This window comes from Paraburkholderia bryophila (assembly GCF_003269035.1).
Lineage (GTDB): Bacteria > Pseudomonadota > Gammaproteobacteria > Burkholderiales > Burkholderiaceae > Paraburkholderia > Paraburkholderia bryophila.
This window is the reverse complement of the sequence record NZ_QLTK01000002.1, coordinates 232,043-244,655: the sequence shown is the minus strand read 5'-3', so window position 1 is coordinate 244,655 and position 12,613 is coordinate 232,043. Positions and strand designations below refer to the sequence as shown.

Sequence of the window (12,613 nt, the reverse complement as noted above, 5' to 3'; positions counted from 1 at the left end):
CAAAGGAGAAGACATGGAGATTCGTGACAACGTATTCCTGATCACCGGCGGTGCATCGGGTCTCGGCGCCGCAACCGCGCGCCTGTTCGTCGAAAACGGCGGCAAGGTGGTGCTCGCCGACCTGAACGAGGCGGCCGGTCAGACGCTCGCGCAGGAACTCGGCGGCGTGTTCGTCAAATGCGACGTGAGCCGCGAAGACGACGCAACGCAAGCTGTCGAAGCCGCCACGAAGCTCGGCACGCTGCGCGGCCTGATCAATTGCGCGGGTGTCGCGCCGGCCGTCAAGACGGTGGGCAAAGACGGCCCGCATCCGCTCGAGTCGTTCTCGCGCACCATCTCGATCAACCTGATCGGCACCTTCAACATGGTCCGGCTCGCGGCCGCGGCCATGTCGAAGAACGAGCCGAACGCGAATGGCGAGCGTGGCGTGATCGTCAACACGGCGTCGGTGGCGGCATTCGACGGCCAGATCGGTCAGGCGGCTTATGCGGCGTCGAAGGCCGGCGTGGCCGGCATGACGCTGCCGATCGCCCGCGACCTGTCGCGCAACGCGATCCGTGTAATGACGATCGCACCGGGCATCTTCGAAACGCCCATGCTGCTCGGCATGCCGCAAGAAGTGCAGGACGCGCTCGGCGCGATGGTGCCGTTCCCGCCGCGCCTCGGCAAGCCGATCGAATACGCCATGCTGGCCAAGCAGATCTTCGACAATCCGATGCTCAATGGCGAAGTCATTCGTCTGGACGGCGCGATCCGCATGCAACCGAAGTAACTTGCTTCCACCGCCGTGCGCCGCCCCGTTCGTGCGGGCAGCGCGCGCGACCACATGCAAAAAGCCTGTGCATGAATATGAATCATGCACAGGCTTTTTTATAGCGTTGGGCGTGGATCGGCGAGGCTAATCGCCGTCGTTGTGCTGCGTGCGTTGCCGCAACTCATGCAACTGCGATTCCACGACGGTCGCGTCTTCGGCATCCGGACAATCGCCGAGATAGCGTTCGAGGTCTTCGAGCGCGGGGCGCAAATAATCGAGCCGCGCATAGGCAAAGCCGCGATCCCGCACCTCTTCGATACTGTTCGGCAACAGGATCACCAGACGCTGCTGCACCGCCAGCAGACGCTGCCAACGTTCAGTCTGAAGATACGTGGACTTCAGGTTGCGCAGCATACGCGCGATGATCTCGCGCCGCGTGGCCGGTTGCAGCAGCATGCGCAGCGCCCGGCTCACCGAGTCGCTGGCCGATGCCACATACGGCTCCAGCATCTCCACCATCTGCGACTCGGACAGCGAATGTCCGTTGGTCGGATCGAGCATCACGTCGCCGTCGGGCGTGGTAACGCGCAGCAGGAAGTGCCCCGGAAACGACACGCCGCGCGCCGGAATGCCGATCTGCTCGGCCATTTCCAGATACAGCACCGCGAGCGAGATCGGAATGCCGCGGCGACGCTTGAGCACGGCGTTCAGATGACTGTTGTCGGGGTCTTCGTAATCGTTGAGGTTTCGGGCGAAACCCAACTCGCGGAAGAAAAAGCGATTCAGAATGCCGACCTTCTGGCGAATGTCGGCGTCGTCCGGCATGCGGCGCTGCAGGCGCACCACCAACTCGTCGATCTCGGCGAGCGTGCCTTGCAGATCGAGGTCCGGATACGCGTCCTGCGCGAGCGAGAGCGCCGCCTCGGTGAGTGGCAGGCTATCGTCTTCGGCAACGAGCGTGCTGAAATAGTCGAGAACTCGCGTCATCGTGATCACTTCACTCGTCTTTTGAAATACGCGTACTTGAAGCCCATCAGCCAAAGCATACCGAAATATAGCGCGGCGAACAGAACGAGACACGCCGCCAGCAACGCAATCCGGTCGACCGGCTGGTTATGCATGCCGATCCAGTCGAAACTGATGGCCAGCCAGTGCATCACGCCCGCCAGCACCAGACAGGCGCCGAGCAATTGGACGAAAAATTTGAGCCAGCCGCTCGACGGCATATAAATGCCACGCTTGCGCAGACCCAGAAACAGCAGCAACGCATTGCCGCAAGCACCGAGCCCGACGCTCAACGTGAGGCCGGCATGCGCGAAAATCGGCACGAACACATAGTTGCTGAGCTGCGTCAGTACCAGCACGACCACACCGATCTTCACCGGCGTCTTGATGTCCTGCTTGGCGTAAAAACCCGGCGCAAGGATCTTGATCAGGATCAGCCCGATCAGGCCGACGCCGTACGCGGCGAGCGCGCGGCTCACCATCACGACCGAATTGCCGTCGAACTTGCCATAGTGGAACAGCACGGCAGTCAGCGGTTCGGCGAAGAAAAACAGCGCGATCGCGCTCGGCGCGGCCAGCAGGAACGTCACGCGCAGGCCCCAGTCGAGCAGCGACGAATACTCGTGCGGATCGGCGTCGACGTGCGCCTTCGACAGGCTCGGCAGCAAAATCGTCCCGAGCGCGACGCCCAGCAGCGCGGTCGGAAACTCCATCAGCCGATCGGCGTAATTGATCCACGAGACGGCGCCCGGGCCGATACGCGACGCGATGTTCGTGTTGATGATCAGACTGATCTGCGCGACCGAGACGGCGAACATGGCGGGCACCATCTTCGCCAGCACACGCTTCACGCCGCGATGCGCGAGCGCTTTCAGCGGATTCAGGCCGATGCGCGGGATCATGTCGATCTTTTTCAGACCCGGCAGTTGCACGACGAACTGCAACACCCCGCCGACGATCACCGCCCACGCGAGCGCGTAGACCGGCGTTTGCATACGCGGCGCGACGAACACAGCCGCGCCGATGAACGCGACGTTCAGCAGCACCGGCGCGAACGCGGGCAGCGAGAAGTTCTTGTACGTATTCAGCACGCCCGACGCCAGCGACGTCAGCGAGATGAAGATGATGTACGGGAACATGATGCGGGTCATGGTGACCGCGAGCGTGTAGGCGTGGCCTTCGTGCGCCAGACCCGACGCCACGACGAACACCACGCCGGACGCGAACACTACGCCGAGAATCGACATGACCGCCAACGCCCACGCCAGCACGGTCGACGTGGCGTCGACCAGCGCCTTGGTGGCGTCGTGCCCCTGGCTGTTTTTGAACTCGGCGAGGATCGGCACGAAGGCTTGCGAAAACGCGCCTTCGGCCGAAATACGCCGCAACAGGTTCGGAATGCGGAAGGCGACGTAGAACGCGTCAGTGTATTGACTGGCACCGAACGCGCGTGCGATCAGCGTTTCGCGGGCCAGACCGGTCACGCGCGACAGCAGCGTGAAGCCGCTGACCGTCAGCAGGGCTCGGAATAGATTCATGGGGCGCTTATTATACGGGTGCCGCAGGAGCGGACGACGAGCCGGAACGCGAATTGGATCCGAATTGGACCGATTGGATCGCGCAGACCGCAAATCGGACAGATTTGTCGCGCGGACGTTCGATCCGATCTCGATCTAATCGGCATTCCGAGCGGCCTGCCCGAACGCGACGGCACATTCCCCGTTGCCACGTGCCTGATTTTGTTGCTATAATCGCCGGTTTCGAAGCTCGCTCAACTTTCGGACGGGGTTCAGGTCGGCACCACGCCACCTGCTCAAAGCCTCACATCCTCCGAAACACGGCCCGCCTTCGCGTCGTACGATCGAATTTTTTCGACACTTTTGCGCTCTTGGGCAATCGCTTCCAGGAGTTCGGATTAAAAGCAGCACCTCACCACTTGAAGGTCGGGTACTGGAAACAGGAACAGGATAAGGAACCGTCATGGCTAATACCGCACAAGCACGTAAGCGCGCCCGCCAGGCCGCCAAGGCAAACTCGCACAATTCGGCACTGCGCTCGAAGTTCCGCACGGCCATCAAGGCTGTCCGCAAGGCGATCGACGCCGGCGACAAGGCTAAGGCCGCAGAAATCTTCCAGGCATCGTCGAAGACCATCGACATCATCGCCGACAAGAAAATCGTTCACAAGAACAAGGCTGCTCGCCATAAGAGCCGTCTCGCTGCAGCCATCAAGGGTCTGCAAGCGTCCGCAGCGCAGTAATTCCGGTCGACCCGCTTCGGCGGGCTACCTCCTGTTTCCGCTGCACAAAAAAGCTCGCTCCGGCGGGCTTTTTTGCTTGGGGCTTGGCATTTAGCAGTTTTGCGCTGAGGTTGGCGCACCGGGATCGGCCGCGCATTTTGCGCGCTTTCCCGACTGACCATTCGCGCAACCACCCGCCCGCTTGCCAAGGCCGCTGCTTCAGACACAAAAAAACCCGCTACTGGCGGGTTTTTGTTTTTGCCGATCCGGCTGACTCGCGCTAAATCACGTGTCTTTTTTCTTGCGGCGTAGCGTGCTCGAGTTGCAATTCACACGCCTCGGTCACGAGAAGGTCATTGTCTTTCGCGAAGTTGAGCACGAAATCGAAGGCCATGGGTTCGATATCCCGCAAGCGCGAATCGAGAATCACGCACTTGAGGTCGCCGATCATGGTCGGCCGGACGTAGGGCGAATACTGCATGTAGGCGTTCGGCCCTTTTTTCGCCCCGGGGCCGAAGCATGCCATCACGCCCGCAAGCCGCTCCGACCAGTCGCTCGGTCGGAACCGCTTTCCCTTCGACGTGATGCCCTGAATGAAAAATTCGGTTGGAGCTTCTTCGGCCATGTAGGAATACCTGTGTAACTGCCCAGCGGAATGACAGCAAAGCGGACGGCACGGCGACATGCACTGCGTGAGTTCGTCATGCCGACGAGTCGCGCCACCAGAAACCGCCAGGGGCCGCTGAACTGCCTCGGCGCTGGTCATGCCGGCGCACCGCGTGAGGGCTTTCTGAGCCGCGAGAGCCGTGTCCCGCAAGCGAAATATGGGCTCGCTGGGCTTTGGGATAACCGCAAGATTATAGCGCAGCGGACCTTTTTCCGCAGCGCACACAAGACTTGTCTGACACTTGCGAGCGGCTTTCAGACAGCTTGCCCGGCCTTTTAGCCGACTCGTCAAACGGGGCGAAATCCTTTATGCTGCATTGAGTTACCACAAACGACGGCGGCGCCGTCCGGCAATCCTGCCGGGTGAGACCGCCGTATTTGTTTCATGACCGCCAAGAAAATTCGCCACTATCTGCAGTTCAAGGATTTCTCGCTGGACGACTACGAGTACGTGCTCGAACGCGCACGCATTCTGAAGCGCAAATTCAAGAGCTACGAGACTTACCACCCGCTGCACGATCGCACGCTGGCCATGATCTTCGAAAAGAATTCGACTCGCACGCGCCTGTCGTTCGAAGCCGGCATTTTCCAGCTCGGCGGCCACGCGGTCTTCATGAGCACGCGCGACACCCAACTCGGCCGCGGCGAACCGATCGAAGACGCCGCGCAAGTCATTTCGCGCATGGTCGACATCATCATGATCCGCACGTTCGGCCAGGACATTCTCAAGCGCTTCGCCGAGAATTCGCGCGTGCCGGTGATCAACGGGCTGACCAACGAATATCACCCGTGCCAGGTGCTGGCGGACATTTTCACGTACTTCGAGCACCGTGGCCCGATTCGCGGCAAAACGGTTGCCTGGATCGGCGACGCTAACAACATGCTGTACACATGGATTGAAGCCGCGCAGATTCTCGGCTTCAAACTGCGCCTGTCCACGCCGCCGGGCTACAAGCTCGACCACACCATGGTCGCCGCGGAAAGCGCGCCGTTTTACGAAGAATTCGACGACCCGAACGAGGCCTGCGCGGGCGCCGATCTCGTCACGACCGACGTCTGGACCAGCATGGGCTTCGAAGCCGAAAACGAAGCGCGTAAGAAAGCCTTCGCCGACTGGTGCGTCGACGCCGACATGATGGCGCGCGCCAACGCCGACGCGTTGTTCATGCACTGCCTGCCGGCCCACCGCGGCGAGGAAGTCAGCGCCGAAGTGATCGACGGCCCGCAAAGCGTCGTGTGGGACGAAGCGGAAAACCGTCTGCACGTGCAAAAAGCGTTGATGGAATACCTGCTGCTCGGCAAGCTGAATCACTAAGCGAGCCGCTGCCCAGCACGTTGAGCAGCAACTGCGTGAAGCGCGACGGGGCCTTGAATACGAGGCAAGGCATCCACGTCGGCGCCACGCATCCGGCCAAAATTCTGGGCTTCATGAGAGCCCGGCCGAACCGCCGCGCAGCCCCAAAACCGCGGGCGCCTGGCGGTTTAGTGTCAAAATAGTGCTTTTTCCGCGCTCCGGAACCGCCGGCGCGCCTTGTTTTCCCGCTTTTTCCAGCTACGAGTTCACCATGAGCGATATCAAGAAAGTCGTGCTCGCCTATTCGGGCGGCCTCGACACCTCCGTCATCCTGAAGTGGTTGCAGGACAATTACGACGCCGAAGTCGTCACGTTCACGGCCGACATCGGCCAGGGCGAAGAGCTGGAACCGGCGCGCAAGAAAGCCCTGCAACTCGGCATCAAGCAGGACAACATCTTCATCGAAGACCTGCGCGAAGAATTCGTGCGCGACTACGTGTTCCCGATGTTCCGCGCCAACACGATCTATGAAGGCGAGTACCTGCTGGGCACGTCGATCGCACGTCCGCTGATCGCCAAGCGTCAGATCGAGATCGCGCGTGCCACCGGCGCGCAAGCGGTGTCGCACGGCGCAACCGGCAAGGGCAACGACCAGGTTCGCTTCGAACTCGGCTACTACGCGCTCGAACCGGGCATCAAGGTGATCGCACCGTGGCGTGAATGGGATCTGCTGTCGCGCGAAAAGCTGCTCGCTTACGCGGAAAAGGCCGGCATTCCGATCGAAATGAAGCACAAACAAGGCGGCGCGCCGTATTCGATGGACGCGAACCTGCTGCACATCTCGTTCGAAGGCCGTCACCTGGAAGATCCGAAAGCGGAAGCCGAAGCCGATATGTGGCGTTGGACCGTGTCGCCGGAACAAGCGCCGGAACAGGCTGAATTCCTCGATATCGAATACGAACACGGCGACCCGGTCGCGATCAACGGCAAGCGTCTGTCGGCAGCGGAAATGCTGACCGAGCTGAACCGCCTGGGCGGCAAGCACGGCATCGGCCGTCTGGATCTGGTGGAAAACCGTTACGTCGGCATGAAGTCGCGCGGCTGCTATGAAACGCCGGGCGGCACGATCATGCTGAAGGCACACCGCGGCATCGAGTCGATCACGCTCGACCGTGAAGTCGCGCACCTGAAAGACGATCTGATGGCCCGTTACGCGTCGCTGATTTATAACGGCTACTGGTGGAGCCCGGAGCGCCACGCGATCCAGGTGCTGATCGACCATACGCAAGAAAAGGTCAACGGCTGGGTACGCGTGAAGCTGTACAAGGGCAGCGTGTCGGTCGTCGCGCGCGATTCGAAGGAAACGCTGTTCGACAAGACCATCGCCACGTTCGACGACGACGGCGGCGCATACAACCAGGCAGACGCCGGCGGCTTCATCAAGCTGAACGCGCTGCGTATGCGGATCGCGGAAAATGCACGCCGTCAGCGTGACTGAGGGTGAGCATGCCGGCGCAGGCTAACTTCGCGTCGGCGAGGTTACGCGCCGGGAGGCAAACGCAAAAAAAAGCGCCGGGAGCGATATCCCGGCGCTTTTTTATTTTCAGCCGCCGCTCCGAACCGGCGACAACCTTATAGTCGCCCATCCAATCACAAACAAACCGGCTCCGCCTCCAGTTCCACACCGAATCTCACGAGCACATCGCGCTGCACCGCCTTCGCGAGCGCCAGCACCTCTGCCCCGGTCGCGCCGCCGCGATTCACCAGCACCAGCGCCTGCCTTTCATGCACCGCCGCGGCGCCCATCACGCGCCCTTTCCAGCCGCATTGATCGATCAACCAGCCGGCCGCGAGCTTCACCCGCCCATCCGCCTGGGGATAGGACACAAGCTCCGGCGCCTTGAGCTTCAACGCCTCGAATTGCTGCGCTTCCACCACCGGATTCTTGAAGAAACTGCCGGCGTTGCCGAGTTCGAGCGGATCCGGCAGCTTCGCACGGCGCACCGCGACCACCGCATCGAAAATAGCCTGCGCGGTGGGCGACACGTCGGCGTGACCGTTCGCAGCCAACGCCCGTGCCAGGTCGGCATAAGCGGCGCGCGGCTGCCAGGCTTTCGGCAGACGGAACGTGACCGACGTGATCACGAAGCGGTCGCGCCCTTCCCGCTTGAAAAAACTGTCGCGGTAACCGAACCGGCAAGCCTCGGCGTCGAGTTCGACCGCCTCGCCCGTGGCCAGCTCCACGGCGCGCAGCGACGCGAAACGCTCGCACATCTCCAGGCCATAGGCGCCGATGTTCTGAATCGGCGCCGCCCCAACCGTGCCGGGAATAAGCGCGAGGTTTTCAAGTCCGGGCAGCCCTTGTGACAAGGTCCACGCGACGAACTCGTGCCACGGCTCGCCGCCGGCCGCTTCGACATACCACGCCGCGTCGTCCTCACGCACGACACGGCGGCCGCGCAGCGCCACCAGCAACACCAGTCCGCCGAAATCCCCGCTCAGCACCACATTGCTGCCGCCGCCCAGCACCAGCCGTGGCAAGCCGGCCGCGCGCAGGTCGCGCACCGCCGGCATCAGTTGCGCCTCGCGCTCGATCCGGCACGCAAACTGCGCGCGAACGTCGAAGCCGAAGGTGTTGTGCGCCTTCAGCGAGTAGCCGGCCATGAACTCGGGGGATTCGGATTGGGACATCGGAATGAACAGTGTGAAACGACGCACGAAACGCTGAATGAGCGTCGAATGAAACGACTTCGGGCCCGGTACGCGCGACAATGCACGGCAGCCTTGGGGAAAAGGGACCGGCATCGGTAAAATGACGATCGGTCCGTGATTATAGCGAGTGCCCCGTGAGCAGCCGACCGGCCGCCTCACGCACCGCAGCACTATTGGGAGAATGCAATGCCATCGTTTGACGTCGTCTGTGAAGCAGACATGATCGAAGTGAAGAACGCGATCGAGCAGTCCAACAAGGAAATCTCAACCCGCTTTGACTTCAAGGGATCGGACGCGCGCGTCGAACAGAAGGAAAGCGAAATCACCGCCTACGCGGACGACGACTTCAAGCTCGGCCAGGTGACCGACGTGCTGCTGTCCAAAATGGCCAAGCGCAACGTGGACGTGCGCTTCCTCGACTACGGCAAGACCGAGAAGATCGGCGGCGACAAGGTCAAGCAGGTCATCAAGATCAAGAAGGGCGTGTCCGGCGACCTGTCGAAGAAAATCGTGCGCCTCGTCAAGGACAGCAAGATCAAGGTCCAGGCGAGCATCCAGGGCGACGCGGTGCGCATTACCGGCGGCAAGCGCGACGATCTGCAAAGCGTGATCGCGCTGCTGCGCAAGGACGTGACCGATACGCCGCTCGACTTCAACAACTTCCGCGACTGAGCTTCAGTTGCAAGGATAGGCGGCCGGGCGGCCGGGCGCCTGCATGACGCTGAGGGCGCGCTTGTGCAGGCGCCGCGCGACCCTGCGCGGCAGTGTCTCAAGCGCGAACCCACCGCCAACGCATCACCCCAAGCCCCGGAGGAGAACGCGGAGAGTGCAAACCACTCAACCCACCCGCCACGCCTCCCGGTCTGCGCCGCGAAGATCATTCATTCCCCGCCGCCGGACTCGCGCCCGCTTCCGCCTTCTTCTTATCGCCGATCCGGCTTTCCTGACCGCGCATCAGCTTGGCGATATTGCCGCGATGGCGCCACACCAGCAGCGTGCTCATCACCACGATCGCCAGCGCGATAATGTGCGGCCCGAACAGAAAACCGTCGAACAGCGGCGCGAACACCGCCGCCGCCAACGCAGCCAGCGACGAATAGCGCGTAAAGAACGCCACGATCAGCCACGTGAGCAGCGTGGCGATGCCGAGAATCGGATTGATCGCGAGCAGCACGCCCGCCGCGGTGGCCACGCCCTTGCCGCCCTTGAAGCGGAAGAAAACCGGATACAGGTGGCCGAGAAACACCGCGATCGACGCGATCGCCACCGACGTGTCGTCGAGTCCGAAACGCGCACCGAAGTGCACGACGACCCACACCGGCAGCCAGCCCTTGAAGGCGTCGCCGATCAGCGTGAGAATCGCGGCCTTCTTGCTGCCGCTGCGCAGCACGTTGGTGGCGCCCGGATTGCCCGAGCCGTACGAGCGCGGGTCGTCGAGGCCCATCGCTTTGCTCACGATCACGGCAAACGACAGCGAACCGATCAGGTAGGCAACGACAGCAACGATCAGGTTTTGCATCAAGGGACTCTTATAAGGATCGGCGGTCTGAAACTCGATACCCCAACCGCAACAGGGCATGCAACGAGGCGCACACCAGCGCACCCACCTGCAAACGCACATACAGACGCACATGCCGCGGACGACAAAGCGGCGCACATTCTACCCAACCCGCCCGCCCGAAAAACATTCAGGCAAACGTCAATCGACGCTTGCGCACTGAACCGCCTTCGCGGCCAGCAGATCGGTCAGCACCTTCGGCTCGATACTGACCAGAAATCCGCGCCGGCCGCCGTTCAGCCAGATCGTGTCCATCTCGAGAATGCTCGACTCGACGTACACGGGCATCGCCTTGCGCGTCCCGAACGGCGAGGTGCCGCCGATCAGGTAGCCGGAGTGCCGGTTCGCCACCTCGGGCTTGCACGGCTCGACGCGCTTCGCGCCGATCTGCCGTGCGAGGTTCTTGGTGCTGACGGTACGGTCGCCGTGCATCAGCACGATCAGCGGCTTGGCGTGCTCGTCTTCCATGACCAGCGTCTTCACGACATGATGTTCGTCCACGCCGAGCTGGCGCGCCGATTCGCCGGTGCCGCCGTGCTCGACATAATCGTAAGGATGTTCGCCGAACGCGACGCCATGGCGGCGCAGAAACTGCGTGGCCGGCGTTTCGGAAACGTGTCTGGATTTGCTCATCGGCGCATTGTAATGGCGAGTTTGCACAACGGCTATTTGCCGAACGGCCAATTGTGCGGGTCCGGCGATTGTGGCACGATCGTTCGCAAATGGTCCGACGCACCGCACGTCGAGCACCGAATCGCTAACCGCAACCATGTTGCACGGAGACAGCGTTGAGCCTCGAGTCCTCCCCCCGTTCCACGATCGACATCCCCGCCTTGCTCGCCGCCCTGCCCGCGCGCATCGCCGAAATTCCGGCGCTTGCCGCGGCCCGCGATCCGCAGCACGTCGCACTGATCGAAGATGCGCGCCGTCTCACCAGCGCACAATTGCTGGCGGCCGTCGAAGCCGCCGCCGCGCTGCTGCGCGAATGGGGCGTGCGCGGCGGCGATCGCGTGATGATCGTCGCGGAAAACAGCATCGCGCAGATCGTGCTGCTGTTCGCCACGGCGAAACTTGACGCGTGGGCACTGGTGTCGAACGCACGCCTGTCCGCCGCGGAACTCGACGCGATCCGCGCGCACGCGCAACCCCGCGTGGTCGCGTATGCGGTGGAAAGTTCGGCGGATGCCCAGCAGCATGCCCTGCGTCATCAGGCGCTCGCAGCGCCGGCATTCACGCCGGACATCGGCGTGTGGTCGTATACGGTGGACGCCGACGTGCAAGCGGAACCCGTGGAGGCTGCCAACGAGCGCCAATGCGCCGCGCTGATCTACACCACCGGCACCACCGGCGCGCCGAAGGGCGTGATGCTGTCGCATCGCAATTTACTGTTCATCGCGGCCGTGTCGAGCCGTCTGCGCAACGTCGGCCCCGACGACGTGGTCTACGCCGTGTTGCCCATCTCGCACGTGTACGGTTTCGCGTCGGTGTGTCTCGGCAGCCTGCACGCCGGCGCGACCTTGCGGCTCGTGCCGCGCTTCGCGCCGGAGGCGGTGCGCCGCGCGCTCGCCGAGGAACGCGTATCGATCTTTCAGGGCGTGCCGGCCATGCACGCCAAACTGCTCGAACATCTGCGGACGCACGGCCATGCCTGGTCCGCGCCACATCTGCGCTTCGCCTACTCGGGCGGCTCGCCGCTCGACGCCGCGCTGAAGTCGCAGGTCGAAGCCGTTTACGGCTTGCCGCTGCACAACGGCTACGGCATGACCGAAAGCAGCCCGACCGTCTCGCACACCATGCTCGAGCGGCCGCGTAGCGACTGCTCGGTCGGCGAAGTCATTCCGGGCGTCGACGTGCGGTTCGTCGGACTCGACGGTGTCGAGGCCGCCCCCGGCGAGATCGGCGAATTGTGGGTGCGTGGCCCGAACGTGATGCTCGGCTATTACCGCAATCCGGAGCAAACGCGCGTCGCCGTGACCGAAGACGGCTGGCTCAGGACCGGCGATCTCGCGCGCCAGGACGCGGACGGCGCCTTGCATATCGTCGGGCGTAGCAAGGAGTTGATCATCCGCTCGGGCTTCAACGTGTATCCGGCCGAGGTCGAGCATGTGTTGAACGCCCATCCGCAGGTCGTGCAGTCGGCGGTGATCGGACGCGCGGTCGAGGGTAACGAGGAAGTGGTCGCGTTCGTCGAATTGACTGCAGGTGCGAAGGTGACGGCGGCCGAACTGATCGCGTGGTGCGGCGAGCGGCTCGCGCCGTATAAGCGCCCTGCCGAAGTGAAAGTGCTTGCGGCGTTACCGGCCGCTTCGACCGGCAAGATTCTCAAGCACCGGTTGCGCGAATCTCTCTGAAGCGAAAGCCGCCGTGCCACTGCGAGCACCGCACC

General features: G+C 62.7%; 12 protein-coding genes. 6 read left to right on the top strand and 6 right to left on the bottom strand.

Features of this window, described 5'->3' with window-relative positions; genetic code table 11:
• Positions 1 to 13: 13 nt before the first annotated feature.
• On the top strand, positions 14 to 772 hold the full coding sequence (locus BX591_RS04635) for a 3-hydroxyacyl-CoA dehydrogenase (RefSeq protein ID WP_111929553.1): 759 nt from the start codon (positions 14 to 16) through the stop codon (positions 770 to 772).
• Between the two features lie 126 nt (positions 773 to 898).
• Here BX591_RS04635 and BX591_RS04630 read toward each other — a convergent pair whose 3' ends face one another.
• Positions 899 to 1,741, bottom strand: a complete 843-nt coding sequence (locus BX591_RS04630; RefSeq protein WP_035549461.1) for a SirB1 family protein — start codon at positions 1,739 to 1,741, stop codon at positions 899 to 901.
• Positions 1,742 to 1,746: 5 nt separating this feature from the next.
• Positions 1,747 to 3,297, bottom strand: a complete 1,551-nt coding sequence (gene murJ, locus BX591_RS04625) for a murein biosynthesis integral membrane protein MurJ (protein WP_111929552.1) — start codon at positions 3,295 to 3,297, stop codon at positions 1,747 to 1,749.
• A 442-nt stretch (positions 3,298 to 3,739) separates the two neighbouring features.
• Here murJ and rpsT point away from each other — a divergent pair, with 442 nt between their 5' ends.
• Positions 3,740 to 4,018 (top strand): 30S ribosomal protein S20, encoded by a 279-nt coding sequence (gene rpsT / locus BX591_RS04620; protein ID WP_105512052.1) that lies wholly within the window; start codon positions 3,740 to 3,742, stop codon positions 4,016 to 4,018.
• 259 nt (positions 4,019 to 4,277) lie between these two features.
• Here the strand turns inward: rpsT and BX591_RS04615 are convergent, their stop codons facing one another.
• Positions 4,278 to 4,622, bottom strand: coding sequence for a DUF3579 domain-containing protein (locus tag BX591_RS04615; protein ID WP_111929551.1), 345 nt, complete (start codon positions 4,620 to 4,622; stop codon positions 4,278 to 4,280).
• Positions 4,623 to 5,048: 426 nt separating this feature from the next.
• On the opposite strand from BX591_RS04615, the gene argF reads away from it, so the two are divergent.
• Positions 5,049 to 5,978 (top strand): ornithine carbamoyltransferase, encoded by a 930-nt coding sequence (gene argF, locus BX591_RS04610; RefSeq protein WP_111929550.1) that lies wholly within the window; start codon positions 5,049 to 5,051, stop codon positions 5,976 to 5,978.
• A 250-nt stretch (positions 5,979 to 6,228) separates the two neighbouring features.
• Positions 6,229 to 7,455 (top strand): argininosuccinate synthase, encoded by a 1,227-nt coding sequence (locus BX591_RS04605; protein ID WP_111929549.1) that lies wholly within the window; start codon positions 6,229 to 6,231, stop codon positions 7,453 to 7,455.
• 152 nt (positions 7,456 to 7,607) lie between these two features.
• Here BX591_RS04605 and murB read toward each other — a convergent pair whose 3' ends face one another.
• Complete coding sequence (gene murB, locus BX591_RS04600) at positions 7,608 to 8,648, bottom strand: UDP-N-acetylmuramate dehydrogenase (protein WP_111929897.1); 1,041 nt, start codon at positions 8,646 to 8,648, stop codon at positions 7,608 to 7,610.
• Between the two features lie 207 nt (positions 8,649 to 8,855).
• Between murB and BX591_RS04595 the strand changes: the two genes are divergently transcribed.
• A complete protein-coding gene (locus tag BX591_RS04595) occupies positions 8,856 to 9,341 on the top strand; it encodes a YajQ family cyclic di-GMP-binding protein (RefSeq protein ID WP_111929548.1) in 486 nt (161 codons plus the stop codon).
• A gap of 205 nt (positions 9,342 to 9,546) precedes the next feature.
• Here the strand turns inward: BX591_RS04595 and plsY are convergent, their stop codons facing one another.
• Both plsY and ybaK read right to left on the bottom strand, forming a co-directional pair.
• Positions 9,547 to 10,188 carry a glycerol-3-phosphate 1-O-acyltransferase PlsY gene (gene plsY, locus BX591_RS04590; RefSeq protein WP_111929547.1) on the bottom strand — a complete coding sequence of 214 codons (642 nt, stop codon included), beginning with the start codon at positions 10,186 to 10,188 and terminating at the stop codon, positions 9,547 to 9,549.
• Positions 10,189 to 10,368: 180 nt separating this feature from the next.
• The gene (gene ybaK / locus BX591_RS04585; RefSeq protein ID WP_111929546.1) at positions 10,369 to 10,860 is read right to left on the bottom strand and encodes a Cys-tRNA(Pro) deacylase; all 492 of its coding nucleotides are present in this window, start codon (positions 10,858 to 10,860) and stop codon (positions 10,369 to 10,371) included.
• A gap of 155 nt (positions 10,861 to 11,015) precedes the next feature.
• Between ybaK and BX591_RS04580 the strand changes: the two genes are divergently transcribed.
• Entirely contained in the window at positions 11,016 to 12,578 is a 1,563-nt protein-coding gene (locus BX591_RS04580; protein ID WP_111929545.1) for a class I adenylate-forming enzyme family protein, read from the top strand.
• Positions 12,579 to 12,613 lie beyond the last annotated feature (35 nt).